This window comes from Rathayibacter sp. PhB152, from assembly GCF_003751395.1.
Classification (GTDB): domain Bacteria; phylum Actinomycetota; class Actinomycetes; order Actinomycetales; family Microbacteriaceae; genus Rathayibacter; species Rathayibacter festucae.
In genome coordinates this window covers 142191-166621 of sequence record NZ_RJUT01000001.1, presented here as the reverse complement: position 1 = coordinate 166621, position 24431 = coordinate 142191, and the positions used below count along the sequence as shown (strand labels likewise).

Sequence of the window (24431 nt, the reverse complement as noted above, 5' to 3'; positions counted from 1 at the left end):
CGCCGCCGCGGGAACACGGAGGCCGCCGCCCGCGTTGGCTCTCTCATGACCGTTCCCCTCTCGATCCTCGACCTCGCCCCCATCGCACCCGGAGAGACCGCGCGCGACAGCTTCGCCGCCTCCGTCGCTCTGGCGCAGCAGGCCGAGCGGAGCGGGTACCGGCGGGTCTGGTACGCCGAGCACCACAACATGGCCTCGATCGCGTCGAGCGCGACCTCCGTGCTGATCGCGCACGTCGCCTCGCAGACGTCGACCATCCGCCTCGGCTCCGGCGGCGTCATGCTGCCGAACCACTCCCCGCTGACCATCGCGGAGCAGTTCGGCACCCTCGAGACCCTGCACCCGGGCCGCATCGACCTCGGCCTCGGCCGCGCCCCCGGCAGCGACCAGGCCACCTTCCGCGCCCTGCGCCGCGAGCACGACTCCTCGGAGCGCTTCCCGCAGGACGTCGTCGAGCTGCAGGGCTTCCTCGCCGGCGAGTCCCGCATCCCCGGCGTCAGCGCGACCCCCGGCGCCGGCACCCGCGTCCCCCTCTACATCCTCGGCTCGTCGCTCTTCGGCGCCCAGCTGGCCGCCGCCCTCGGTCTGCCGTACGCCTTCGCCTCGCACTTCGCGCCGGATGCGCTGCACCAGGCCGTCGCCGAGTACCGCCGCGGCTTCCGCCCCTCGAAGCAGCTCGACGCCCCCTACGTGATCGCCGGAGTGAACGCCATCGCCGCCGACAGCGAGGAGGACGCGCAGGAGCAGTTCGCGCAGATGAAGCGCGCCCGCCTGATGATGCTGCTGCGCCAGAGCGGCCAGATCCCCGTCGACCAGCAGTTCTCCGAGGAGGAGCTCGACCACCTGCTGACCGCCCCGGTCGGCGCGCACGTCGCGAGCATGACCCACTACACCGGCGTCGGCACCGGCGAGCAGGTCGCGGACTACGTGGCCGAGTTCGCGCGCTCGGCGGAGGCCGACGAGGTCATCGTCGCCCACGCCTCGCTCGCGACGCCCGCCCGCCTGCGCTCGGTCGCGCTGCTCGCGGCGCACTCGCTCGTCGCCGCGTAGCCCGCAGGCACTGCCGGTGCAGGTCCTGCCGACCCGCGTCCGATCTGCAGGCGATCCTGCCGACGACGCGCTGACGCCCACCCGGCAGCCGCTCCCGATGCCGGATCGCCTGCACAACGGACCGCCACCCACCCGACGAGCAGCCACCCGTCCGATCTGCAGGTGATCGAACGCACAACGCGCCCACACGCACCCGGCAGACGCTCGCCGTGCCGGATCGCCTGCACAACGGACCACAGCGCGCACGGCGGGCGGGACCCGGTCCGGTCTGCAGGTGATCGCGCGCAGAACACGCGGGGCCCGCTCGGCACGCGCGCCCCGCGTCGGATCGCCTGCACAACGGACGGGACCCTGCCCAGCGGACGGGTGACCGTCGAATCGGCGCCACGCGGAATGACGACGCCCCCGCCGAGGTTTCATGGGTGGGCTCCGACACGCCCGATGGAGGCTCCCCGTGCAGATCGTGGACTGGCTGTTCGACGCGCAGATCGTGATCGGCGACCAGACGGTGCTCTGGCGCGAGGTCATCGGCAACGTCTTCGGCCTGCTCAGCGCCCTCGGCGGTATGCGGCGCAAGGTCTGGGCCTGGCCCATCGGCATCTTCGGCAACGCGCTGCTCTTCACCGTCTTCATGGGCGCGCTGTTCGACACTCCGAACCCGGTGAACCTGCTCGGCCAGGCCGGCCGCCAGATCATGTTCGTCATCGTGAGCATCTACGGCTGGTACCGCTGGACGCACCGTCCCAGCGACGCGACCACGCTGATCTCGCCGCGCTGGGCCTCCTGGCGCACCCGCGGACTGCTGGTGCTCGGGATGGTCGGCGGCACCGCGATCCTCACCCCGGTGTTCCGCGCGCTCGGCTCCTACGAGCCCGTGTGGAGCGACGCCTGGATCTTCGTCGGCTCGCTGCTCGCCACCTACGGCATGGCCAAGGGCTGGGTCGAGTTCTGGCTGATCTGGGTCGCCGTCGACATCGTCGGCGTCCCGCTGCTCTTCTCGGCCGGCTACTACGCCTCCGGCCTGATGTACGTCTTCTACGGCGCCTTCACCCTGCTCGGCTTCTTCGTCTGGATGAAGGAGGGGCGCCGCCCGTCCGCCGCCCCGGTCACCGTCGGCTGACCCGCCGCCGCGCCGCGCCGCGCCGATCCGTCACGAACGGTCGCCCGACTCGGGCGGACACCGCCGTTCCCGACGGATCGATGGCGCCTGACGTCGCACATCCGGTACCGAGGGAGTTGGATCGGGGGATGAGGACCACGATGACTCCCCGGACCGCGTTCGTGCTCGCCGCGCTCTGGGCGGCCCTCGCCGCCTGGGGCCTGGCGAGCGGAAGCACCCCGTTCCTGATCGGCGGCCTCGCCATGGCCGCCGCCTTCGCCGCGCTCGGCGTCGTGCTGCGCCGCCGCGTGCGCCGCTGAGCGCGTCGCTCCCCCTGGCCCGCCGCTTGGTGGCGTCCCTCTTGCTGGTCGAGTAGCCCCGCAGGGGCGTATCGAGACCCACCGTCGTCAGCAGAGCCGGTCTGCAGACTCACCTGCTGACGCTGGCGGATCTCGATACGCCCGCTCCGCGGGCTACTCGATCAGCATGAGAGGGACCCGCTCAGCGGGCTGCTCCATCGGCAGGAGAAAGCGCGACCGCGCGCAGACATGCTGGTCGAGTAGCCCCGGGACGGGGCGTATCGAGACCCACGTCGTTCGGAGGGTGGATCTCGATATGCCCGCTCCGCGGGCTACTCGATCTGCATGCGGGGCCCCGCTCCGCGGGCTGCTCGATCAGCATGAGGGCGCGAGCGCCGCGTCAGTGACCGCGGGCGATCCACGCCTCGCGGTCGGGCTTCTCCGTGCCGATCGTGGTCGTGGGGCCGTGGCCGGTGCGGACGACCGTGTCGTCCGGCAGGGTCAGCAGCCGGTCGGTGATCGAGTCGATGATCGTCGGGAAGGAGCTGTAGGAGCGGCCGGTCGCGCCGGGTCCGCCCTCGAACAGCGTGTCTCCGGTGAAGACGGTGCCCAGCTCGGCGGCGACGAAGCAGACGGCGCCGGGCGTGTGCCCGGGCGTGTGCCGCACCTCCAGTTCGGTGCCGCCGACGCTGATCACCTGGCCGTCCTCGAGCACGCCGCTCGGCGCGGAGTCCGGGTAGAACGCGTCCCAGAGCACGCGGTCGCCGTCGTGCAGCAGCACCGGCACGTCGACGGACTCCAGCAGCGCGGCGACCGCGTCGATGTGGTCGGTGTGCGCGTGCGTGAGCAGCACCGCGCGCAGCGTCCGGTCGCCGACGGCCGCGAGGATCGCCTCCGCGTCGTGCGCCGCGTCGATGACGACGCACTCCGCGTCGTCGCCGACGATCCAGACGTTGTTGTCCACGTCCCAGGTCCCGCCGTCGAGGGCGAAGGTTCCGCTGGTGACGAGGTGGTCGATGCGGGCGGCCATCAGAGCACCACCACCGAGCGGAGCACGTCGCCGCCGGCCATCGTCGTGAAGGCCTGCTCGATGTCGCGGATGCCGATCCGCTCGGTGACGAACTCGTCGAGCGGCAGCCGGCCCTGCAGGTACAGGTCGGTGAGCATCGGGAAGTCGCGCTCGGGCAGGCAGTCGCCGTACCAGCTCGACTTCAGCGAGCCACCGCGGCCGAAGACGTCGAGCAGCGGGATCTCGAGCGTCATCTCGGGCGTCGGCACGCCGACGAGCACGACGGTGCCGGCCAGGTCGCGGGCGTAGAACGCCTGGCGCCAGGTCTCGGGACGGCCGACCGCGTCGATCACGACGTCGGCACCGAAGCCGTCGGTCAGCGCCTGCACGGCGGCGACCACGCCGTCCTCGTCGAGTCCGCTGGAGTCGATCGCGTGGGTGGCGCCGAGCTCCTCGGCCTTGACGAGCTTCTTCGGGTCGCGGTCGATCGCGATGATCGTGCTCGCGCCGGCCAGCTTCGCGCCGACGACGGCCGCGGTGCCCACTCCGCCGCAGCCGATGACGGCCACGGAGTCGCCGCGGGTGACGTTGCCGGTGTTCATCGCGGCGCCGAGGCCCGCCATGATGCCGCAGCCCAGCAGGCCGACGGCGGCGGGGTCGGCGGCCGGGTCGACCTTCGTGCACTGCTTGGCGTGCACGAGCGTCTTCTCGGCGAAGGCGCCGATGCCCAGCGCGGGGCTGAGCTCGGTGCCGTCCGTGAGGGTCATCTTCTGCGTCGCGTTGAAGGTGTTGAAGCAGTACCAGGGCTCCGCGCGGACGCAGGCGCGGCACTCGCCGCAGACGGCCCGCCAGTTGAGCACGACGAAGTCGCCGACCGCGACGTGGGTGACGCCCTCGCCGATCGCGCTGACCCGGCCCGCGGCCTCGTGGCCGAGCAGGAACGGGAAGTCGTCGCTGATCCCGCCCTCGCGGTAGTGGTAGTCGGTGTGGCAGACACCGCAGGTCTCGATGTCGACGACGGCCTCGCCGGGTCCCGGATCGGGGACGACGATGTCGACGAGCTCGACGGGAGCCCCCTTCGACCGGGCGATGACGCCGCTCACAGTGGTGGGCATGGGGGCTCCTTCGGGCGGGGGCGGGTGGTGCGGGGAACCGTTCCACAGTACCGAGCGGCGCCTGCGCGGGGGCCGTCGGCGGGGCGCGGGCGAACGTGCGGGCCCGCTGTCGGCATCCCCTCTCCAGAAGTCGTCGTACTCGACCGCCGAGTACGACAACTCCTGCGCAGTGGATCGCGGGGATATCATTAGTAATCGATGTAAGGGTTGACCGCTCCGCGCCGAGGGGTCAGGGTGACCCTGCGGGCGCTCACCGACGAGGGCCCGCGGAGAGGACCACCATGACTCGACGAGGAGTCACCACCCGCGCATCCCGCGCCCGCCGCGGCCCGCTGCGCCGCACCCTCCTGGCCGCCGCGCTCGGGGCCGCGCTGCTCGCACCGCTGGTCACGCCGTCGCCCGACGCGGCGCAGGCGTTCCCGGCGAAGTCCAAGGCCGCCGTCCTGCAGTACCTGCAGTCGATCGCCGGGACGAGCATCGTCTCGGGCCAGCACAACAAGGAGCCGGCGAGCTCCCCCGCGCAGTACACGCAGCAGGTGAAGGACATCACCGGGCAGTACCCGGGTCTGTGGGGCGGCGACCTGTTCTTCACCGCCGCCGACGCCGCGAACCGCCAGCGCGTCGTCGACCAGGCGAAGACGGAGTGGGCCAACGGCTCGCTGGTCACCCTCGCCTGGCACGCGTGCCCGCCGACCGGGCCGAGCACCTGCGCGTTCGACGGCGGCGTGAAGAGCCGCATCACCGACACGCAGTTCCAGCAGATCGTGACCGGCGGCACGGCGCTGAACACGACCTGGAGGCAGCGGATGAGCGAGGTCGTGCCGTACCTCCGGCAGCTGAAGGACGCGGGCGTCCCCGTGCTGTTCCGGCCGTTCCACGAGATGAACGAGACCTGGAACTGGTGGGGCGGCCGCTCCGGCGCGAACGGCGGCGCGAAGATCTACCAGCAGATGCGCGACTACTTCGACTCGCAGGGCCTGACCAACCTGATCTGGGTCTGGAACGTGCAGGACAACCCCGCGGGCGGCTGGGCGGGCTACTATCCGGGCGCGAACTACGTCGACGTCGTGTCGCTGGACGTCTGGTACAAGGGCTTCCCGAGCTCCGGCGACTACCAGCAGCTGCAGTCGATCGCCGGCGCGAAGCCGATCGCGATCGCCGAGATGGGGAAGGTGCCCGACGCGTCGCTGCTGCAGAGCCAGACGCGCTGGTCCTACTTCATGATCTGGTCGGAGCAGCTGCGCGGCAGCAACACGAACGCCGCCATCCAGAGCGCCTACTTCCACCCCCGCGTCCTCAACCAGGGCGAGCTCACGCTCCCCTGACCCTGCGGCTTCGGCGATCCGTCACGACCGGCTGCCTCCCGCGCGGAGAGGGAGCCGGTCGTGACGGATCGCCGGCGTCCGGCCCGGGAGTAGGGTCCTGCGCATGAATGCTGCGGACGAGAGCGGGCCGTTCTTCCACGGGACGAAGGCGGACCTGCGGGTCGGCGATCTGCTGGTGGCGGGGCGGCGCTCGAACTACCGGCCCGAGGTCGTGATGAACCACGTGTACTTCACGGCGCTGCCGGACGGCGCGGGGCTCGCGGCCGAGCTCGCGCCCGGGGAGGCGGAGCCGCGGGTCTACGAGGTGGAGCCGACCGGGCCGTTCGAGGACGACCCGAATGTCACGGACAAGAAGTTCCCGGGGAATCCGACGCGCTCGTACCGCAGCGTCGAGCCGCTCCGCGTCGTCCGCGAGGTGCACGACTGGACGCGGCTGACCCCGGAGGCGCTGCGGGCGTGGCGGACGCGGCTCGCCGAGCTCCGCGACGACCCGCGCGGCGAGATCCTGAACTGAGCGGCGAGTGCTCCGCGGTCGCCAGGGACCGCGGAACGGGCCGACCGATCGGGCGGGCTTTCATGCTGGTCGAGCAGCCGGCCGGAGGCCGGCGTATCGAGACCCACCCCCGTCAGCACGCGGGTCTGCAGGCGCTGGTCCTGACGACGGTGGATCTCGATACGCCCGCTCCGCGGGCTACTCGATCAGCATGTAGGCCCGCATCGCGGGCTCCGTAGTCAGGAATGGAGTGCCCGCCGCGCGGGCTCCGTAGTCAGGAAAGGAGTGCCCGCCGCGCGGGTTCAGTCGCCAGGAATGGAGTGACCGCCGCGCGGGCTCCGCGGTCAGCGGGCGGCGTCCGCGGACGGCGCCAGCAGGCCCGGCAGGTGCACCAGCGCCGCCGCGCCGATCAGCGGGCCGGCGCCGCCGAGGCCGGAGGCGCGGATCGACAGCCCGCGGGCGTAGTCGAAGACCGCGCGCTCGCACGCCGCCTCGCGCACGAGGTCGAGGTACGACGCCGTGACCGCCGAGAAGCCGCCGCCGACGGCGAAGTCGCGGACGTCGAGCAGCGTCGCCACGTCGGCGATCGCCGTGCCGACCGCCGCGGCCGAGCGCGCCACCGCGGCGAGCGCCACCGGATCGCCCGCCGCAGCCGCCCGCCCCAGCTCCTCGCCGGTCGTCCCCGCGAAGCCGCGGCGCCGCGCCCAGGCGACGCTGCTCGGTCCGGAGGCGATGCTCTCCAGCGTGCCGTCGCTCCTCTCCTCCGGGTCCGCGTCGCCGACGTGGATCTGCCCGATGTGCCCGGCGTTCCCGGAGCGGCCCGCGACCGCGCGGCCGTCGAGCACGATCCCGCCGCCGACCCCCGTCGAGACGACCAGGGCCACCGAGGACGCCGCGCCGCGGTTGGCGCCCACCCAGTGCTCGGCGAGCGCGATGCAGGTGCCGTCGAGCCGCAGGGCGACCGGCCGCCCGGGCAGCAGCCGCTCGACCACCGCGCGCAGGGCGAACCCGTGCAGCAGCGGCAGGTTCTTCGGCCGGATGCGCCCCTCGGCGAGGTCGAGCGGGCCGGCGGAGCCGATCCCCGCGCCGACGAGCGAGCCCGCACCCGCAGCGGCGAGCGCCTCCACGACGCACCCCTCCACGGCCGCGCCGAACTCCGCCGGGGTCAGCGCCGGCCCGGTCGGCCGCCGGCTGCGCGAGCCCGGCACGAGCACGCCATCGGCGCGCACGAGCACCGCCTCGATCTTGGTGCCGCCGACGTCGACGGCGAGCGCGAGCTGCGGGGTCATCTCTTCCTCCGGAAGGTTCTTCTGGGCGACGCGGGTAGTGGCCGACGCCGGTCGCGATCAGCGCGGAGGAGCCGACCGGGAGGCGTGCGCCGGTCCCGGTCGGCTCCGTCGATCGCCGCGGAGAGTCGCCGCGGAGAGCGGCGCGTCAGCCCCAGTCGGCGACGAGCTGGTTGGCGGTGCGCAGCACGCTCGGCGAGACGAGCGCGGCAGGATCGAGCCCGGCCCCGCTCACCCGGAACGTCACCGACTCCCCCGGCAGCAGCGTGACCAGCTGGTCGTCGACGACCGCCGCCGGGTCGACCTTGTCGACGAGCAGCGTCAGGTCGCGCACGAGGTTCTCCGCGGTGACCGTCACCTCCGCCCCGCCGTCGACGGCGCGCACCGAGGTCGTCAGCCGCGCCACCTCGAGCGCCGACTCCCGGTACTCCGCGAAGAACCAGAACGCGCGCTCGCCCGCGAGCTCGGCGACGAGCAGCTCGCCCGCGACATCGTCCGCGGTACCCACTCCGACCGGCACGGTGACGACCGACCGCGCGTCCAGCGACACCCCCTGCCGCTCCTCCGCGAGCACCGTCCCGTCGAAGCGCACCCGGCGCACGACCACCTCGCCGGCCCACTCCTCGGGGCTGTCGTTCACCGCGACGACCGCGAGCCCCTCGCCGCGCGGCTGCACGGTGAGCAGCCGGTCCGCGTAGACGTGCTTGAGCGCGTAGAGCAGCGGCTTCGCCGTCCCGTCGCCGTCGACCGCGGCCCAGGAGGTGACCGGCCAGCAGTCGTTCAGCTGCCAGACCACCGAGCCCATGCAGCGCGGGCTCTCGGAGCGCTGGTGCTCGATCGCCAGCGTGACGGCGAGCGCCTGGTTGAGCGACATCGCCCAGTGCCAGTCCTCGGTGTCGTCGGGCAGCGGGAGGTGCGCGACGAGTCCGTCGGTCAGCTTGTCGTTGCCGTCGGTCGCCTTCTGGTGGTGGATCATCCCGGGCGACTCGGGGGTCAGCGGCGAGTCCGAGATCGAGCGCTGGACGGTCGACCAGGAGGCCGGGCCCTGCCAGCCGAACTCGGCGACGAAGCGGGCGTGCACGTCGCGGTAGGCGGGGTAGTCCACCCGGTTCCACAGCTCCCAGAGGTGCACGGAGCCGTGGTCGACGTCGTTCGCGAAGATCGCGGTGTCGCCGGACCAGGGGCTGCCCGGCGTGTAGGAGCGCTCGGGGTCGAGCTCGGCGACCAGGCGCGGCAGCAGGTCGAGGTAGTAGCCCAGGCCCCAGGTGCGGCCCTGGAGGCGCTTCTCCCAGCCCCACTCCTCGTAGCCCCAGATGTTCTCGTTGTTGCCGTTCCAGAGCGCGAGGCTCGGGTGCGGCATGATCCGCGTCACGTTGTCGCGCACCTCCGCCTCGACCTCGCTCCAGAGCGGCTCCTCCTCGGCGTAGGAGGCGCAGGCGAAGAGGAAGTCCTGCCAGACGAGGATCCCGCGCTCGTCGCAGAGCTCGTAGAAGTCGTCGGACTCGAAGTAGCCGCCGCCCCAGATCCGCAGCAGGTTCATGTTCGCGAACTCGGCCTGGTCCATCCGGCGGGCGAGGCGCGCGCGGTCCACGCGGGTGATGAAGGCGTCGTCGGGGATCCAGTTCGCGCCGCGGATCCAGACCGGCTCGCCGTTGACGACGAAGCGGAACGAGGTGCCCTCCTCGTCGCGGTCCAGCTGCACCTCGATCGTGCGGAAGCCGATGCGCAGCGTCCGGCCGTCGACCACCGCGCCGCCGACGCGCGCCTCGACGTCGAGCAGCGAGAGCGGCTGCTCGCCGAAGCCGCGCGGCCACCACAGTGCCGCGTCCGCCACCGCGAGCTCGAGCACCGCCGAGCGCTCCCCGGCCGGCACGGTGACGGAGGCGGTGACGCCGTCGACGCTCGCCGTCAGCTCCACCTCGTCCTCCGTCGTCCGCTCCAGGTCCACGTGCACGGCGACCCGGCCGGTCGTCCCGTCGACCGTCACGACCGGGCGGACGGCGGCGAGCCGCACCTCGCTCCAGGCGTGCAGCGAGACCGGCTTCCACATCCCGACCGACGCGGCGTCGAGACCCCAGTCCCAGCCGAAGTTGCAGGCGGCCTTCCGCAGCGCGTTGAAGGGGTGCGAGTAGGTGTGCGGGCGGTAGCCGATCTCGAGGCTGGCCCGGTCGGCCTCGGCGATCGGCGAGGCGAAGCGGACGACGAGCGTGTTGTCGCCCTCCACCAGCAGGCCGTCGACGGCGAAGCGGTACGTGCGGTGCTGGTTGCGGGTGCTCGCGACGACGGACCCGTTCAGCGTGATCGTCGCGACCGTGTCCAGGCCCTCGAAGACCAGCTCGTGCCGGTCGTGCCCGTCGGGAGACCAGGCGAAGACGGACGCGTACTCCCAGTCGGTCTCGCCGATCCAGGTGACCTTCTTCTCGTTCTGGTCGAGGTACGGGTCGGGGATGAGGCCGGCGGCGAGGAGGTCGGTGTGCACGAGTCCGGGGACGGTCGCCGGGACCGTCGCGCCCGCGATCTCCGCGGGGATCGGGCCGCGGAGCGCGCGCACGCTCCAGCCGTCGTGCAGCGGGCGGAGGGTGGCCGAGAGTCGCTCGGTGCTGAGGTGGGTCACTTGGTGGCTCCTGAGGTCAGTCCGTTGTAGATGAAGCGCTGGAGGAAGAGGAAGGCGACGAGCGTCGGGACGATGACGAGGATCGTGCCGGCGGCGATGACCTCCCACTGTGCTCCGAAGGGGCCCATGAAGCGGAAGAGCGAGGTCGAGATGACCCCGAGATCCTGCGAGGGCATGTAGAGGAAGGGGATGTAGAACTCGTTGTAGACCGCGATCCCCTTGATGATCACGACCGTGGCGATCGCCGGCTTCAGCAGCGGCAGCACGATCCGCCAGTAGACGGTGAAGCGGCTGGCGCCGTCGAGCATCGCCGCCTCGTCGAGCGAGACCGGGATCGACTGCATGAACTGCAGGAAGATGTAGATCGCCACGATGTCGGTGCCGGTGAAGAGCAGGATCGCCGACCAGCGGGTGTTGAAGAGGTCGAGGGCGTTGATCACCTGGAAGGTCGCCACCTGGGTCGTCACCGACGGCACCAGGGTCGCGAGCAGGAACAGCCCCGTCACGAGCCGGCGCCCGCGGAAGCGGAAGCGGTCGATCGCGTAGGCGGCCATGGTGCCGATCAGGATCGTCCCCGCCACCGACACCAGCAGGATGATCCCGGTGTTGAGGAACCCGGTCACCATCCCGCCCTGGCTGAAGGCGATCGCGAAGTTCTCGAAGTTGAACCAGTTGCTCGGCGGGACGAGTGGACCGGTGCTGCGGTACTCCGTCGAGGTCTTGAAGGCGAGCATGAAGATCGTGACGATCGGCACCAGCGCGAACAGGCAGGCGACGATCAGCGAGGTGTACTTGCCGATCGCGCCGAGCACCGAGCCGCGCCGGGGTCGGCGGGAGCCGCGGGGGGCGGGGGTCACGGGCAGGCCGGTGACGGCCTCGGTCCGGGGCTGCGTGGTGGTCATTCCTGGCCCGCCTTCTCGTCGGGGAACACGCGGCGCTGCACCGCGGTGATGATCAGCACGATCGCGAGCAGGACGACGGCCATCGCCGAGGCGAGGCCGACCTTCGAGTAGCGGAACGCGGTGTCGACGGTCTGGATCACGAAGGTCTCGGACCCGTTGGCGCCGCCGGTCATGATGTACGGCATCTCGAACGCCGACAGGGCGCCCGCGATCGCGAGGATGAAGGACAGCCCGAGGATCCGGCGGATGCTGGGCACGATGATGTAGCGGAACTTGTCGAACGACGTCGCGCCGTCGATGTCCGCCGCCTCGTACTGCTCCTCCGGCACCGACTGGATCGCGCCGAGGAACAGCACGAAGTTCAGCCCCATGTAGCGCCAGACCGAGGTCGCGGCGAGCGAGACGTTGACGACCGACGGGTCGCCGAGCCACTGCGGGGTGTCCTGCACGCCGAAGGCGCCGAGCACCGCGTCGAGGGTGCCGTCGGGGCGGAAGAAGTAGAGGAACATCAGCCCGATCGCGACCCCGTTGATCAGGTACGGGAAGAAGATGACGCCCTTGAAGAAGTTGCGGAACCGGGTCTGGAAGCTGAGCAGCGTCGCGAAGAACAGCGCGAGCCCGAGCTGCGCGACCGCGCCGGCCAGGTAGAAGAGGCTGACGAAGAAGACCTGGAAGATCTCGGGCCGGGTGAAGATCTCGACGTAGTTCTCCAGGCCGACGAACGTCTTGTCCGGGTCGAGGCCGTCCCAGTCGGTGACGCTGTACCAGAACATGTTCGCGACCGGGATGTAGGTCAGGACGACGAGGAACGCCAGCGGCACGGCGAGGAACAGCCAGGGCGTGCTGCGGCGCCCGGTCAGCCGCTGGCGGCGGCCGGAGGGCCTGTCGCCGCGACGGCCGCCGCCGGCCCGCTTGCTCGCTCCGACCTCGAGGGGCGGAGCGTCGGTGATCGCCATGTCGATCCTTTCGGCATCCCGGGGAATGCGGTCGTGAGGGGGTGGGGAGGGGCGACCCGCGGGTGGCGGGTCGCCCCCGGGGCGGAAGGCGGGGCTGCTACTCCGCGACGTCCGCGCGGGCCGCGGCCCAGCGCGCGTTGAGGTCGTCGAAGAGCGACTGCTTGTCGCCGTCGCCGGCGCCGCGGGCGGCGTCGATCAGCTTCTGGCGGTAGGAGTTGCCGAAGAGGTCGATCTCGGCCTCGTTGGCGATGTCGTTGATGACGGCCTCCTTGCCGACCGGGTCCGGAGCGAGCTCGAGGTAGGTCACGCCGAGCGCGTCGAAGTCGGACAGGGTGTCGGGCGCCGGATCCGAGATCACCGGGCTGATCGCGCCCTGGCTGGCGGCGAAGCCGGAGTCCTCGGTGAACCAGTCGATCCAGGCCCGGGCGGTCGCCTTGTTGTCGGAGTTCTTGTTGATCGCGAGGAACTTGTCCGAGGCGGTCACCGAGGTGAACGCGCCGTCCTGCGCCCACGGCATCGGCCAGAAGCCGATCGTGTCGCGCGGCTTGCCGGCCTTCTCGGCGGCGTCCTGCATCTGCGAGACGGCCCAGGAGCCGAGGACCATCGAGCCGATCTCGCCCTGGGCGAGGAGGTCCTTCGACTCCTCCCAGTTCGTGGTGGTCGGGTCGTCCTCGCTGAGGCCGGCGGCGACCGTGTCGTAGAGCAGACCGTCGATGTTGTACTGGTCGTTGCCCTCGGTCCAGGGCGCGTCGTCGTTGATCATCTCGGTGCGGACATCCTCGCCCTGCACCGTGCCGAGGTTGCCCTCGATGGTCGCGAGCGGCCAGCCGTCCTTGTAGTTCGTGTAATAGGGAGTGACGCCGGTCGCCTTGATCGCCTCGAGGTCGGCCAGGTACTCCTCCTCCGTCTGCGGCGGGTCGGTGACGCCGGCCGCGGTCCAGACGTCGCGGTTGAAGACGTAGCCCATCGCGGAGCCGAAGGTCGAGATGCCGTACGCGGTGCCGTCGAACGAGCCCTCGTTGGTGAAGCGGTACTTCTCGGACAGCTCGTCGGTCGAGCCGAGCGGCTCGAAGTAGTTCGCGTAGTCGTCCTTGGTGACGTTCGAGCTCGGGATGAGCAGCACGTCGCCGTAGTCCTTCGAGTTCAGGCGGATCTTGGTGTCGCCCTCGTAGTCGGTGAGCGCCTCGAACTTCACGGTGGTGCCGGGGTACTGCTTCTCGAAGGTCGAGGCGTAGTCGGCGAAGGTGGTGTCGACGAGGTCGGTGCGGTTGGTCAGCACGGTGATCTCGCCGGCGGGCTCGCCGGAGTCGTTGCTCGCGCCGGCGGAGCAGCCGGACAGGACGAGCGAGGCCGATGCGGCGACGGCGGCGAGGCCGATCAGCGTGCTGCGGCGGGCGGGCGCCGGGCGGCGGGTGGTGGGTCGGTGCACAGGAGTTCTCCTCGGTGGGCCGTCGCCGCCTTCGGCGACGGGAGGTGGTGGTGGGAACGGAGGGGTGGTGCGGGGGCGGTGCCGGCTGCGGCTCGCGGCTAGTGGCGGCCGAGCCACCACTGCCAGAGGTTCGGCAGGTACTTCTTCACCAGCGACTCCAGCCACGAGGGCACGGCGGGCGCGGGGGTCGGAGTGGGCGACGGGGTCGCGGTGGGCGGGGTGGTGGGCGTGACCGTGGGAGTCGCGGTCGGGGTCGCGGTGGGCGTGGCCGTCGGCGTCGCGGTCGGCGTCGGCGTCGCGGTGGGCGGAGCGGTCGGAGTGGGCGTCGGCGTCGGCGTGGTCGCCTCCGCCACCACGGTCTCGACGTCGTCGAGCACCAGCGAGCCCGCGCTCGAGCCGTTCACGTAGAGCGCGTACTGCGTGACCGAGGTGAGGTCGAGATCGGCCTGCGGCGCCCAGGCGGGCGGCGCGAAGTCCTCGAACGGGATCTCGATCCGCTGCACGCCGTCGGCGGACGGGGTGACCGTCGCCTCCCAGTACGCGCCGTTCGCGACGAACTGCACCGCGAGCGGCACGGCCCGGTCGGCGTCGACCGTGAGCGACAGGCCGGAGTAGCCCCACCAGTTCTGCGCGGCCGCGAAGGTCCGCACCGTGCCGGCATAACCGGCCGTGCCGGTGTCGTAGTCGAAGCGGGCGGCGCTCGTGTCGTTCGCGGGGCTCGGCACCAGCGTCGGCGTGATGGTGCCGCCGCCGGTGTTCCGGACGTAGGCGGCCTGCAGCGCGGCGTCGTCGGCGTAGCCGTCGAAGTCCTCGACCACGACCGGCTCGGTCGGCAGCGCCGCCGTGCTGAAGGTGCGCGTCGCCGACGCCGTGGCGCCGAGCCCGTTCACCGCGGAGACCTGCCAGTAGTACGTCGTCTCCGGGTCGAGCTCGACCGGGGGCCGGTAGCTCGTGGCCGAGAGCCCGGTGGCGGAGACCAGCGGGTCCGCGAGGTCGCTCGAGCTGGAGAGGACGAAGCGGTAGTACGCGGCGTCCGCGGCCGGCTCCCACGAGAAGGTCGGCGTGGCGGTGACGTCCGCCGTGCCGTCGGCGGGCGCCCCGAGCGCGGGGGCCGCGGGCAGACCGAACGGCGCGGCGTTCGGGGAGGAGAGGCTCACCGCGCCGATCTGCGGCGTCCAGACCTCGCCCGCGCCCTGCGGCCAGGAGATCCGGAGCCGGTTCACGCCGGTCAGGTCGCGGACCGAGTACGTGTACTCGCGCCAGTTCCCGGTGCCGCCGCGCGTCTCGACGGCGAGCGGCGTCCAGGTCGTGCCGTCCGCCGATCCCTCGACCGTGAGCGGCACGACCGGCTGGTCGGGCCAGTACCAGGCGGTGATGTCGGCGCCGCTGATGTCGTCGAAGGCGTACTCGAGGCTCGCCGGGTCGGCGCTGTCGCGCTTGACCCGGGAGGCGTCGCCGCCGAAGAGCGCCGGGTTGCCGGTGTCGAAGGAGAGGCTGCCGGTGTGGGCCGCCGTCCGGGAGAAGTCGTCCAGCGGGTCGACGAGCGCGACCTGCGCGGCGGCGCTCGTGATCGTCGCCCGCTGCAGCACGCCGGTGCTCCAGCTCACCCGCACCCGGTCGCCGGAGAGGCCGGTCGCGGCGACGACGCTCGCGCCGTCGCGCTCGATGGTCGTGGTGGCGGCGCCGGTCCAGGTCTGCCCGTCGCTGCTCGTCGCCACGGTGATCGCGGACGGGTCCGAGACGACGAACTCCGCCGCGCCGATCCCGTCGCGCTGCCAGGTGACGCTCGCGTCGCCGGTCGCGCTGACGACGCCGCCCGCGGGGGTCGGCGCGATCTCCGCGTTCTCGTGGCCGGCGGTCAGCAGCCAGCTCTGCAGCGGGTCGACCAGCACGGCACCGCCGGCGGAGGCGGCGACCGCGTCGGAGGCGGGACCGCGCTGGTCGTCGTCGCCCACCGGGACGACGCGGTAGCGCGCGCCGGCCGGGGAGTCGTAGTCGGTGACGGGCGAGGCCGAGGCCGAGACGACTCCGTCCGTGACGTCGCTCCACTCCCCGCCGGTCGAGCGCTGCACCAGGTAGCCGGTGGCGCCCGCGGTGCCGCGCCAGGAGACCTCGTTGATCCCGTAGTCCTGGTCGATCGCGGTGATCAGCGGGGCGCCGAGCTCGAGCTCGCCGGGCGTGCTGCCCGTGGCGGTGCCGTACTGCTCGATCGCGTCGACGCTCTCCTGCTCACGCGAGGTCTCGCCCGGGTAGTGCAGGGTGAAGCCGTCGTCGTGCGGCACGAAGCCGCCGCGGTCGTTGTTGCCGAACAGCGACCAGAAGAAGGTGCCCGAGACGTTCGGGTCGGCCGCGGCCGCGCCGAGGAGGTCCTCGCTCGCGGCCGTCGAGGCGTACTCGCCGGCGATGTAGACCTTGTCCGCGCCGGCGACCGTCGCGGCGTCGGCCGAGACCCGCTCGGCGGTCGGCGGGTAGTAGTGCACGTCGACGATGTCGAGGTCGGGCGCCGCGAGGGTGTCCGGGTCGATGTCGAAGCGGCGGCCGGCGGCGACGAGCTGCTCCGGGGCCTTCTCCTTGATGTACGCGACCTGCGCGTTGATCCAGTCGAGGGTCATCCCCTCGAGCTCGTTGCCCAGCTCCCAGGCCATGATCGTCGGGTCGTCGACGAAGCGCGTGCCGGTGATCGTGTTGGTGTGGCCGAGGATCACGTCGACGTAGTCCTGGTACGCGGCGATCGCGGCCGGGTCGGAGTAGAAGTCGTCCGACTCCAGCCCGAGCGGGGTCGTGAAGTCGCGGTGACCGCCGTGGTAGTACGCCCACTCGTCGGTGAGGGGCAGCACCAGGCGGATGCCGAGGGTACCCGCGTAGGCGACGGCGAAGTCGATGGTGCGGAACGCCTCCTCGTTGTACTCGCCGAGGCGCGGCATCAGGGCCAGCGGGTCCTCGTCGTTCTGCCCGGTCGAGGTCATCATGTGCGAGCGGACGACGGTGACGCCCATCTGCGCGGCGGTGTCGAGGGCGTCCTTGATGCGGAAGTAGGTGGGGTAGTCGACGCCGCCGACGTTCTCGTCGAGGCCGAGCCAGTAGATGTTGGTGCCGCTCGCGCGGAACCGCTCGCCGTCGAGGGTCAGTGCGCTGCCGTCGCGCTGCACGAAGGCGGTGTTCTCGCTCGTCCAGTCGGGGGCGATCGCCGCTGCCGAGGCGGTCGGCGCCGCGGCCGGCGCGAGGACGACCAGCGACCCGGCCGTGACGGCCAGCAGTGCGGCTCCGGCGAGGGAGCGGCGCAGGGGGACCCGCGAGAACGCGGAGGGGGTGCGGTGGGCACGTGTCATGGGTTAGCCAGGCTCCTTCGACCGGTGACGTGTCTCGGCGCCGCAGCTGATCGGGAGTCGATCACCGCGGCGACGTGCCCAGAGTCGCTGATGCTCCCGCCCCGCGTCAAGTACAAAGATTAATAATTTATGTAAAGATCGGGCATGGCGAATCAGCGACGACCCGACCGTTCCGGAGGCTCAGGCTTCCTGGCGTCCGGGCTGCGCGGGTGCACTCGTCGTGCCGCGCGCCACCACCACGACCGGCGGGCTGGCGATCGATCCGCTCGCCGACTCGGCGATCTCGCTCAGCAGCTCCTGGCCGGTCAGCATGCCGATCACCTGCACGTCGTGCGAGACCGCCGAGAGCGACGGCTCGCTCAGCTGGCACTGCGCGGAGTCGTCCCAGGCCAGCAGCGACATCGCCCCCGGTACGTCGAGCCCGAGCTCCCGGGCCGCGTCGAGCGCGCCGATCGCCATCAGATCGCTGTCCAGGATCACCGCGGTCGCCGGCTGCGACTCCTCCGCCAGCGAGCGCAGCGCCCGCCCGCCGGACTCGCGCGAGTAGTCGCCGGAGCGCTCGACCGCCTCGATGCCCCGGTCCGCGCACTCCTTGAGGAAGCACTCGCGCCGGATGCGCGTGTGCAGCAGCTCCTCCGGCCCGCCGACGTGCGCGATCCGCTCGTGGCCGATGTCGGCGAGGAACTGCACCGCGTCGCGCATCGCGTCGTCGTCGTTCGTCCAGACCGCGCGCAGCTCGCGCGCCGCGGAAGGCGGGCCGACGATCACCGCGGGCAGCCCGAGCTCGCGCACCAGCGCCGGCCGCGGGTCGTCCACCTCCAGGTCGACGAGCACCACGCCGTCGACCTCGCCGTCGCGGGCCCAGCGCCGGTAGGTCTCGATCTCCGCGTCGCGGTCGGGCAGCACGTTCAGCAGCACCGAGTGACCGGCCGGGCGGACCGCGTGCTCCACCCCCGCGATGAACTCGTGGAAGTACGGCTCGGCGCCCATGATCTCGGTGGCGCGGACGAGGGCGAGCCCGAGGGGCCGCGGCGGTCTCGGATCGGTCATGGCGGCTCTCTCTCGGACGGGCGGTACCAGCGTAGGCGCGGGCGCGGGCCGCGGCGCCCGGTCCCGTACGCTGGCGGTCGAGCGGTGAGGAGCAGGCATGGCGCGTCGTGAGGCGACCCCCGCGGCCCCGGGCAGCCGCGCCCTCGTCGTCGACCTGATCCGCTCCTCCGGACCGATCAGCCGCGTCGAGCTCACCTCGGCGACCGGCCTGACCCAGCCGTCGATCTCGCTGATCGTGCGCAAGCTGCTGACCGACGGCATCGTCCGCGAGACCGGATCCACGGCCAGCGGCGGCAAGCCGCGGCAGATGCTCGAGATCAACACCCGGGCGCGGATCGGCGTCGGCGTCCAGCTCGGTTTCGAGTCGATCACCTTCGTGGCGACCGACGCCGGCGGCGGGGTGCTCGCGCGCCAGCAGATCCGCGGGGCGGCGCTCGCGGCCCCGGAGGAGGTCACCCGGCGGATCGTCGACGGCTACGCCGCGTTCGTCCGCGGCACCGGCCTCGACCGCCGCACCATCGCCGGCGTCGCGGTCGTCGCCCCCGGCCCGATCGACCAGGCCGCCGGCCGGATCCTCGGCCCGCCCACCCTGCAGGGCTGGCGCGACTTCCCCCTGCGCGAGGAGCTCGGCGCCGGCTTCGGCATCCCGATCCTGCTCGACAACGACGCGGCCGCCGCCGCGATCGGCGAGTTCTGGAGCCGCGGCGTCTCGCGGCACGAGACCTTCGGCAGCATCTACATCGGCACCGGGATCGGCGCCGGCATCGTCCTCGACGGCGCGCTCTTCCGCGGCGCGAGCTCCAACGCCGCCGAGATCGGCCACATCACCATCGCCCCGGGCGGCCGGGAGTGCTTCTGCGGCAACATCGGCTGCCTCGAGCGCTACGCGGCGCCCTCCGTCGTGGTCGAGGACGCGGGCGCGGACCGCGGCTCGTTCGCGGACCTCGATCTCACCTTCGAGGTGGAGCAGAACGCCCGCGACTTCGACGTGCTGAGCCTCGCCGCGATCAACGGCCACCCCGCTGCGGAGTCGCTGCTGCAGCGATCCGCCGGGCACCTCGCCGACGGCGCCGTCACCCTCGCCAACCTCTTCGACCTCGACGCGCTCGTCCTCACCGGCCCCGGCGTCGCGATCGCCGGCTCGATCTACACGCGGGCGCTGCGCTCCCGGCTGGAGGCCCGCCGCTTCGCCCGCCGCGCGCACCCGATCAGCGTCGAGCTGTCCGCGAACCCGCGCGACGCCGCGGCGATCGGCGCCTCCTCCCTCGTGCTGCAGAGCACGCTCTCGCCCGGCCACGGGCCCGTGCTGCACCAGCCCGCATGACCGAGGTCGTCACTCCGGGCGGCACGGTGCGCGGCCGGGTGGTCGAGACGCCGGACGGGGCGGTGCACGCCTTCCTCGGCGTGCCGTACCTGCGGGTGGCCGAGCGCTTCCGGCCCGGCGTGGCGGTGGAGCCGTGGGCGGGTGTGCGTCCGGCCGTCTCACGCGGGCCTCTCGCGCCGCAGCCGTTCGCCGACGCGCCCGTCTCCGAGCGGGACTCGCTGCACCTGAACATCTGGACACCCGATCCCGCCGCCCGCGGCCTGCCGGTCTTCGTCTGGGTGCACGGCGGGCTGCACATCGTCGGATCGAACGCGGAGCCGCTCTCCGACGGCGCGCGTCTCGCCGCCGCGGGCCGGATGGTCGTCGTCTCCGTCGCTCATCGGCTCGGCGCCCTCGGCTTCCTGACCCTCGAGCACCTGCTCGGTGCGGAGTACGCCGACTCCGCGAACCTCGCGCTGCTGGATGTGATCGGCGCGCTCCGCTGGGTGCGCTCGGGCATCGCCGCGTTCGGCGGGGACGCGTCGCGGGTGACGCTCGCCGGGCAGTCCGCGGGCGCGGTGCTGGTGTCGGCGCTGCTCGCCGCGCCCGCTGCCGCCGGCCTCTTCCAGCGGGCTGTGCTGCAGAGCGGCAATCCGGAGCGGATCGGCTCGCGGGCCTTCGGCGAGGGCGTCACCGCCGAGCTGCTCGCGCTCCTGGGCCTGGCGGACGACCCGTCGCGGCTGCTCACGCTGCCCTGGGAGGACGTGGTCGCCGCCCAGCAGCGCCTGATCGAGCGGCGCTCGGCCGGGCACCCGAACCCGACGCCCGCCTTCCGGCCGAGCCTCGACGGCCGCGTGCTGCCTGCGGCGCCCGTGGACGCGGTCGCCGCCGGAGCGTCCTCGACGGTGGATCTGATCGTCGGCACGAATGTGAACGAGGGCTCCGGCTTCGTCGATCCCGGCGGCCCGGACCCGTCGCCGGACCTCCTCGAGCGCGAGCTGGCGCTGCTCCTGCCGCACTGGCCCGCGTCGCGCGGCAGCCGGACGGAGGCGTTCGCCGCCGCCCTGCGCGCCGACCTCGGCCGCGAGGTGTCCGGTGCCGAGCTGCTCGAGACGTGCCTCGCCGAGACGATCTACCGGCAGCCCAGCCAGCGCCTCCTCGACGCCCGCGCCGGCGCCACCGGCTCCACCCGCGCGTACCTCTTCACCTGGGAGCAGCCCGCCTCGACCGGCGCGCGGCGGGCCGGCCACTCCCTCGAGCTGCCGTTCCTCTTCCGTCACCTCGACGACTCCGACCTCGCCCGCACCGAGGTCGGCGACGCCGCCCCCACGTCCCTCCGCGACACCCTCACCCGCCACTGGTCCGCCTTCGCCGCCACCGGCACCCCCGGCCCCGACTGGCCCTCGTACGCCCCGTCCCGCGCGACCCTCCTCCTCGCGGAGTCGCCCCGTGTCACCCACGCCCCCCGCGACGCCGTCCGCCGCCTGGCCGCGTCGTCCCGCCCGCTCCCCACCTGACGCGCGCGCTGCCTCTCCCACTCCTCAAGAGTTGTCGTGCTCGAGCACCCACCACGACAACTTCTGCGCACCCGCGGCCGCGCCCGCCCCTCAGCCGCCCCCACTCTCCAGGAGTCGTCGTACCGGACCACCCGCTACGACGACTCCTGCGGAGTGATAGCGCCGCTACTCCACCGTGTCGATCACGTCGATCCGCCAGCGGCCGTCGAAGACGAGGCCGATCCGCACGCGGTGGATCAGGTCCGCCTCCTCGGTGCTGCGGAACGTCTCCTTGCCGTTGGCGAGGACGCGGATGCCCGTCGTGTCGAGGAGCGCCCCGACGACGGCGTCGGTACCCGAGTTCGACAGCAGCTCGACCTCGGAGACGACCATGCTCCCGACCTGCCTCACCTTGCCCCGCGAGTACCACCGAGCATCCGAGTCGAGGCCCGGGAGCCCCTTCTCGGTCACCGCCTCGGCCAGCTCCTCCGGAACGCTCCGCGTGTAGCCCCGCTGGGCCCATTCGTCGTAGGCGTTCACGAAGGCCCACACGGCCTCGACCGGTCCGACGTCCTCGACACTCACAGCTCCGTCCCTCCTCTTCTCCTCCTCGACGAGGAGACGTGACGAGGGTGCCGGAATCGCCGCACGAGCTGCCGACGCAGGCGCGGAATCCTCGCCGAGGGCTCCGAGCAGAGATCGCCTCGTGAGCGGGGAACTCCATGCTGACCAGGAAAGGCCACCTCGTCAGTGCGGGGAACTCCATGCTGATCGAGTAGCCCGCACAGCGGGCGTATCGAGCGGAGGGAGCGCCTTCGGCGCCAGCGCAGGGCGGGGAAGAGACCGACGTCCTTGCGGTGGTGGGTCTCGATACGCCCCTGCGGGGCTACTCGACCAGCATGTCTGCGGGCGTCTCTTCCAAGTAGATCCACGTGTACGGACATGGAGGGGACGCCGCCCCACCCCTCACGCCAGCCCGGCGCCGCCGATCGCCAGCGACACGATCACCGTGAGCACCGTCGTCCACAGTGCGATCGCGATGCCCTGCCAGAGCAGGACGCGGCCCTTCGCGACGCCGGCACCGGCGAGCATCACCGCGGTGAAGTGGGTGGGCAGCAGCAGCGGGCCGAGCAGGCTCACGCCGGGCACGCCGTAGCGGGTGAACGCCCGCTGGAACTTCTCGCGGCGGGCGGTGGCGCGCTTCCGCGGCTTCCCGCCGGTGATCGCCGAGCGGACGCCCGCGCCGAGGAGAACGAGCAGCGCCACGCAGAGGAAGTTGCCCGCGGCGGCCGAGACGGCGGCGACGACCGGGTGGATCCCGCCGATGATGCCGATCGTCGCGGCTCCCTCGCCCTCGATGAACGGCACGGCTCCGGCGAGCGCCACCACGAGCGGCTGGACGAGGTCGGGGACGTCCTGGATGAGGCCCTGGAATCCGAGGATCGCGTCGCTGACGATGGTCGACATGGCGGTGTCTCCTTCTGGCTGAGCGGCCTGGCCGCTGCCCCGTCGATCGGGACATGTCCATCCCAGCCCGCCGCACGGGGTGCCCGGCAGTGCCCTCCCGTCACCGCCGCCCGGGAGGATCGGCCGCCCCACGGGTGACATCTGTCATGGCCGTAGCCTGGGCCGCATGCCGACCGCGCTCCTCGCTCCCGACGACACCGCTGCCGCTCCGCCCTCCGGCAAGGGCGTCGCCGCGACCTGGTGGTACACGCTGCTCTCGGCCGGCTCGTTCGTCCTCGCGGTGCTGTTCGTCTGGCTGGTGCCGCTGCTGGTCGGCGACCCGTCGCCGTGGCGGGTGGTCGGCTACCTCCTCGCCGCCACGGTCTGGGCCGCAGTCTTCACCGTCTCCGCGCAGCGCTACCGCCGGGCCGACCGGGACGCCCCGGCGCGCCTCGGCCCCGCCACCCTCGGACTCCAGGCCCTCGGTCTCGTCGGCGCCGCGGCGACCGGACTGGCGGCGGGCAGCCCCACCCTCCCGCTCTCGCTCGCCTTCGTGCTCGTCGTGCTGCTGCCCTGGCCGCGCGGGATCCGCTGGCGGGTCACCACGTTCCTCACCGTGCTGCTCGCCGTCAGCGCCTGGCTCGAGCACGATCAGGCGATCGGCACCACGCCGCTCTCGCTCGCACCGGGTGCCGCGCCGGTCCTGTTCGCGTTCGCGGCCGCGCTGCCCCTCGCGATCGTCAGCATGCTCTGGTGGTGGGACATCGTCCGCGAGCTCGACCGCGCGCGGGTGGCGGAGGGGCGCCTGGCGGCCGCGCAGGAGCGGCTGATCCTCGCCGGCGACGTGCACGACCTCCAGGGGCACCATCTGCAGGTGATCGCCCTGCAGCTCGAGCTCGCCGAGCGGCTGCTGCGCGACGATCCGGACGGCGCCCTGGAGCAGCTCCGGGCCGCTCAGCGCTCGGTCGACGACGCGCGCACCGGCACCCGCGAGCTGGCGACGCGCTTCCGCAGCGTCTCGCTCGCCGACGAGCTCGCCAACGCCGCCGACCTGCTCCGCTCGGCGGGGCTAAGGGTCGAGCTGGCCGTCGATCCCGACGCGGACCGCGCCCCCGCCGACGTGCTCGGGCCGGTCGTCCGCGAGAGCACGACCAACATCCTCAAGCACGGCGGCGGCGAGTCGGCCCGGCTGCGGCTGGCGTGCGAGGCGGAGTCGTGGCGCTTCCAGGCGGTGAACGACGTGCCGGAGGGGGCCGAGTCGGAGGGGGCCGAGTCGGAGGGCATCGAGGCCTGCACCGGCTCCGGCGTCCTCGGCATGACCGAGCGGATCGAGCGGGCCGGCGGCACCCTCAGCACCCGCACCGTGCGCCGCTCCTTCGAGCTCGACGCGCGCCTGCCCGGCGGTGCCGCGTGATCCGGGTGCTCCTCGCCGACGACGAGGACATGATCCGCACCGCCCTCGCCGCCCTGCTCCGGCTGGAGCCCGATCTCGAGATCGTCGGCGAGTGCCGCGACGGAGCGGAGGCGGTCGCCGAGGCCGTGCGCCTCGAGCCCGACGTCTGCCTCTTCGACGTCGAGATGCCCGGCATGGACGGCATCGAGGCCGCGGAGCGACTTCGCCGCGTCTCGGCGACCCGCGTCATCGTGGTCACCCGGCACGCGCGGCCCGGCGTGCTGCGCCGCGCGCTGGCCGTCGGGGTCAGCGGGTTCCTGCCCAAGTCGCGGCGGGTGGAGGACGTGGCGGAGGTGATCCGCCAGGTCGCCGCGGGCCGCCGCTACGTGGATCCCGAGATCGCCGCCGACGCCCTCGCGACCACGCGCAGTCCGCTCACCGACCGCGAGCTGGACGTCCTGAGCGCCGGCTCCCGCGGCGAGACCACCGGCGAGATCGGCAAGGCGCTGCACCTGTCCGCGGGCACGGTGCGCAACCACGTCTCGTCGATCCTGCGCAAGCTCGACGTCGACACCCGCCAGCGCGCCGTGATCGAGGCCCGCGAGAACGGCTGGATCTGACGGGCAGCCCCCGTCCGATCCGCAGGTGATCCGCCCCTCCTGCCCCCGACCTCGCGCCGGTAAGCGGCTTCCGCGCCGCATAACCTGCACAACAGACGCGCACCTGCACAACAGACGCGCACCTGCACTGCGGAGGGCTGCTGTCCGATCTGCAGGCGATCGCCCTGTCAGGAGACGAAGTGACGCGGCGATCAGCCCGTTCCCGCGCAGATCGCCT

Annotated in this window: 20 protein-coding genes; 9 read left to right on the top strand and 11 right to left on the bottom strand. The window is 72.6% G+C overall.

The genetic code is table 11. The annotated features are described in order from the left end of the window. The first annotated feature begins 45 nt into the window (after nt 1–45). From EDF36_RS00750 to EDF36_RS21070, 3 genes are all read left to right on the top strand, one after another. Nucleotides 46–1050, top strand: coding sequence for an LLM class flavin-dependent oxidoreductase (locus EDF36_RS00750; RefSeq protein ID WP_123731491.1), 1005 nt, complete (start codon nt 46–48; stop codon nt 1048–1050). A gap of 454 nt (nt 1051–1504) precedes the next feature. Further along, the gene (pnuC, locus tag EDF36_RS00745) at nt 1505–2170 is read left to right on the top strand and encodes a nicotinamide riboside transporter PnuC (protein WP_123731490.1); all 666 of its coding nucleotides are present in this window, start codon (nt 1505–1507) and stop codon (nt 2168–2170) included. A 128-nt stretch (nt 2171–2298) separates the two neighbouring features. Then, complete coding sequence (locus tag EDF36_RS21070; RefSeq protein ID WP_185020318.1) at nt 2299–2469, top strand: hypothetical protein; 171 nt, start codon at nt 2299–2301, stop codon at nt 2467–2469. Nucleotides 2470–2848: 379 nt separating this feature from the next. Here EDF36_RS21070 and EDF36_RS00740 read toward each other — a convergent pair whose 3' ends face one another. After that, the gene (locus EDF36_RS00740) at nt 2849–3478 is read right to left on the bottom strand and encodes an MBL fold metallo-hydrolase (RefSeq protein WP_123731489.1); all 630 of its coding nucleotides are present in this window, start codon (nt 3476–3478) and stop codon (nt 2849–2851) included. Next, nucleotides 3478–4572, bottom strand: coding sequence for an S-(hydroxymethyl)mycothiol dehydrogenase (locus tag EDF36_RS00735; RefSeq protein ID WP_123731488.1), 1095 nt, complete (start codon nt 4570–4572; stop codon nt 3478–3480). Before EDF36_RS00735 ends, EDF36_RS00740 begins: the two co-directional genes overlap by 1 nt. A 281-nt stretch (nt 4573–4853) precedes the next feature. Here EDF36_RS00735 and EDF36_RS00730 point away from each other — a divergent pair, with 281 nt between their 5' ends. Both EDF36_RS00730 and arr read left to right on the top strand, forming a co-directional pair. Continuing rightward, a complete protein-coding gene (locus EDF36_RS00730; RefSeq protein WP_123731487.1) occupies nt 4854–5897 on the top strand; it encodes a glycosyl hydrolase in 1044 nt (347 codons plus the stop codon). Between the two features lie 103 nt (nt 5898–6000). Next, nucleotides 6001–6411, top strand: a complete 411-nt coding sequence (gene arr / locus EDF36_RS00725; RefSeq protein ID WP_123731486.1) for an NAD(+)--rifampin ADP-ribosyltransferase — start codon at nt 6001–6003, stop codon at nt 6409–6411. 323 nt (nt 6412–6734) lie between these two features. Here arr and EDF36_RS00720 read toward each other — a convergent pair whose 3' ends face one another. The 7 genes from EDF36_RS00720 to EDF36_RS00690 form a co-directional block, all read right to left on the bottom strand. Then, entirely contained in the window at nt 6735–7679 is a 945-nt protein-coding gene (locus tag EDF36_RS00720; RefSeq protein ID WP_123731485.1) for an ROK family protein, read from the bottom strand. A 145-nt stretch (nt 7680–7824) separates the two neighbouring features. Next, entirely contained in the window at nt 7825–10290 is a 2466-nt protein-coding gene (locus tag EDF36_RS00715) for a glycoside hydrolase family 2 protein (protein ID WP_123731484.1), read from the bottom strand. Further along, the gene (locus EDF36_RS00710; protein ID WP_123731483.1) at nt 10287–11192 is read right to left on the bottom strand and encodes a carbohydrate ABC transporter permease; all 906 of its coding nucleotides are present in this window, start codon (nt 11190–11192) and stop codon (nt 10287–10289) included. The genes EDF36_RS00715 and EDF36_RS00710 overlap by 4 nt, the downstream gene beginning before the upstream one ends. Continuing rightward, complete coding sequence (locus tag EDF36_RS00705) at nt 11189–12148, bottom strand: carbohydrate ABC transporter permease (RefSeq protein WP_123731482.1); 960 nt, start codon at nt 12146–12148, stop codon at nt 11189–11191. The genes EDF36_RS00710 and EDF36_RS00705 overlap by 4 nt, the downstream gene beginning before the upstream one ends. 97 nt (nt 12149–12245) lie before the next feature. Continuing rightward, the gene (locus tag EDF36_RS00700; RefSeq protein WP_123731481.1) at nt 12246–13577 is read right to left on the bottom strand and encodes an ABC transporter substrate-binding protein; all 1332 of its coding nucleotides are present in this window, start codon (nt 13575–13577) and stop codon (nt 12246–12248) included. Between the two features lie 98 nt (nt 13578–13675). After that, entirely contained in the window at nt 13676–16906 is a 3231-nt protein-coding gene (locus tag EDF36_RS00695) for a carbohydrate binding domain-containing protein (RefSeq protein WP_123731480.1), read from the bottom strand. Nucleotides 16907–17086: 180 nt separating this feature from the next. Beyond that, nucleotides 17087–17956 (bottom strand): LacI family DNA-binding transcriptional regulator, encoded by an 870-nt coding sequence (locus EDF36_RS00690; protein ID WP_123731479.1) that lies wholly within the window; start codon nt 17954–17956, stop codon nt 17087–17089. Between the two features lie 97 nt (nt 17957–18053). Here EDF36_RS00690 and EDF36_RS00685 point away from each other — a divergent pair, with 97 nt between their 5' ends. Together EDF36_RS00685 and EDF36_RS00680 are read left to right on the top strand one after the other, a co-directional pair. Further along, nucleotides 18054–19280 carry an ROK family transcriptional regulator gene (locus EDF36_RS00685; protein ID WP_123706162.1) on the top strand — a complete coding sequence of 409 codons (1227 nt, stop codon included), beginning with the start codon at nt 18054–18056 and terminating at the stop codon, nt 19278–19280. After that, nucleotides 19277–20776 carry a carboxylesterase family protein gene (locus EDF36_RS00680; RefSeq protein ID WP_123731478.1) on the top strand — a complete coding sequence of 500 codons (1500 nt, stop codon included), beginning with the start codon at nt 19277–19279 and terminating at the stop codon, nt 20774–20776. The genes EDF36_RS00685 and EDF36_RS00680 overlap by 4 nt, the downstream gene beginning before the upstream one ends. Nucleotides 20777–20941: 165 nt before the next feature. Here the strand turns inward: EDF36_RS00680 and EDF36_RS00675 are convergent, their stop codons facing one another. Both EDF36_RS00675 and EDF36_RS00670 read right to left on the bottom strand, forming a co-directional pair. Further along, complete coding sequence (locus tag EDF36_RS00675; RefSeq protein ID WP_123731477.1) at nt 20942–21340, bottom strand: hypothetical protein; 399 nt, start codon at nt 21338–21340, stop codon at nt 20942–20944. Between the two features lie 381 nt (nt 21341–21721). Continuing rightward, nucleotides 21722–22222 (bottom strand): small multidrug efflux protein, encoded by a 501-nt coding sequence (locus EDF36_RS00670; protein WP_123731476.1) that lies wholly within the window; start codon nt 22220–22222, stop codon nt 21722–21724. Nucleotides 22223–22388: 166 nt separating this feature from the next. Here EDF36_RS00670 and EDF36_RS00665 point away from each other — a divergent pair, with 166 nt between their 5' ends. After that, nucleotides 22389–23615 (top strand): sensor histidine kinase, encoded by a 1227-nt coding sequence (locus EDF36_RS00665; protein WP_123731475.1) that lies wholly within the window; start codon nt 22389–22391, stop codon nt 23613–23615. Then, a complete protein-coding gene (locus tag EDF36_RS00660) occupies nt 23612–24214 on the top strand; it encodes a response regulator transcription factor (RefSeq protein WP_123731474.1) in 603 nt (200 codons plus the stop codon). Before EDF36_RS00665 ends, EDF36_RS00660 begins: the two co-directional genes overlap by 4 nt. Nucleotides 24215–24431: the final 217 nt, after the last annotated feature.

What these genes read in the sequence shown, in the direction of transcription:
- EDF36_RS00750 (WP_123731491.1), top strand. Translation starts at nt 46, where the DNA reads ATGACCGTTCCCCTCTCGATCCTCGACCTCGCCCCCATCGCACCCGGA.
- EDF36_RS00705 (WP_123731482.1), bottom strand. Translation starts at nt 12,148, where the DNA reads ATGGCGATCACCGACGCTCCGCCCCTCGAGGTCGGAGCGAGCAAGCGG.
- arr (WP_123731486.1), top strand. Translation starts at nt 6,001, where the DNA reads ATGAATGCTGCGGACGAGAGCGGGCCGTTCTTCCACGGGACGAAGGCG.
- EDF36_RS00665 (WP_123731475.1), top strand. Translation starts at nt 22,389, where the DNA reads ATGCCGACCGCGCTCCTCGCTCCCGACGACACCGCTGCCGCTCCGCCC.
- EDF36_RS00710 (WP_123731483.1), bottom strand. Translation starts at nt 11,192, where the DNA reads ATGACCACCACGCAGCCCCGGACCGAGGCCGTCACCGGCCTGCCCGTG.
- EDF36_RS00690 (WP_123731479.1), bottom strand. Translation starts at nt 17,956, where the DNA reads ATGACCGATCCGAGACCGCCGCGGCCCCTCGGGCTCGCCCTCGTCCGC.
- EDF36_RS00720 (WP_123731485.1), bottom strand. Translation starts at nt 7,679, where the DNA reads ATGACCCCGCAGCTCGCGCTCGCCGTCGACGTCGGCGGCACCAAGATC.
- EDF36_RS00680 (WP_123731478.1), top strand. Translation starts at nt 19,277, where the DNA reads ATGACCGAGGTCGTCACTCCGGGCGGCACGGTGCGCGGCCGGGTGGTC.
- EDF36_RS00740 (WP_123731489.1), bottom strand. Translation starts at nt 3,478, where the DNA reads ATGGCCGCCCGCATCGACCACCTCGTCACCAGCGGAACCTTCGCCCTC.
- EDF36_RS21070 (WP_185020318.1), top strand. Translation starts at nt 2,299, where the DNA reads ATGAGGACCACGATGACTCCCCGGACCGCGTTCGTGCTCGCCGCGCTC.
- EDF36_RS00695 (WP_123731480.1), bottom strand. Translation starts at nt 16,906, where the DNA reads ATGACACGTGCCCACCGCACCCCCTCCGCGTTCTCGCGGGTCCCCCTG.
- EDF36_RS00735 (WP_123731488.1), bottom strand. Translation starts at nt 4,572, where the DNA reads ATGCCCACCACTGTGAGCGGCGTCATCGCCCGGTCGAAGGGGGCTCCC.
- EDF36_RS00730 (WP_123731487.1), top strand. Translation starts at nt 4,854, where the DNA reads ATGACTCGACGAGGAGTCACCACCCGCGCATCCCGCGCCCGCCGCGGC.
- EDF36_RS00685 (WP_123706162.1), top strand. Translation starts at nt 18,054, where the DNA reads ATGGCGCGTCGTGAGGCGACCCCCGCGGCCCCGGGCAGCCGCGCCCTC.
- EDF36_RS00670 (WP_123731476.1), bottom strand. Translation starts at nt 22,222, where the DNA reads ATGTCGACCATCGTCAGCGACGCGATCCTCGGATTCCAGGGCCTCATC.